Source organism: Novosphingobium sp. KN65.2, from assembly GCF_001368935.1.
In the GTDB taxonomy this organism is placed as follows: Bacteria; Pseudomonadota; Alphaproteobacteria; order Sphingomonadales; family Sphingomonadaceae; genus Novosphingobium; species Novosphingobium mathurense.
Window position 1 is genome coordinate 1 of sequence record NZ_CCBH010000067.1, and the last position, 409, is coordinate 409.

Sequence of the window (409 nt, forward strand, 5' to 3'; positions counted from 1 at the left end):
CCAATCTGAACCTCATTCTTTGCAATCGTTCTGGTTGCCTCCATGAAAATTCCGGTATATCCCTTGCGTCCATTTTGTTTTGGCAGGGACGGTGCTTCATGGAGGCCAAGGGGGAACCCGCTCAAGATACGGTAAAAGAGCGTGCGAAGGAGATGCTTCGCCGCTCCATGCAACCGCTTATGTTGGATGCGCTTGCCGACCCCAAGACCGTTGAGCTGATCCTGAACGCCGATGGCAAGCTATGGCTGGAACGCCTTGGCGAACGCATGATCTGCATCGGTAAGGTCGCCCCAAGCCGGGCCGAGGCGATCATCAAGGCGGTCGCTGGCTATCATAACAAGGAAGTGACGCGGGCCTCCCCGGTTCTGGAAGGCGAGTTTCCTATAGATGGCTCGCGCTTCGCCGGACA

At 56.7% G+C, this 409-nt stretch carries 1 pseudogene; it reads left to right on the plus strand.

Annotated elements, in window-relative coordinates:
• Positions 1–167: 167 nt before the first annotated feature.
• A pseudogene (locus SPHV1_RS02420) lies at positions 168–409 on the plus strand (P-type conjugative transfer ATPase TrbB); the annotation flags it as partial.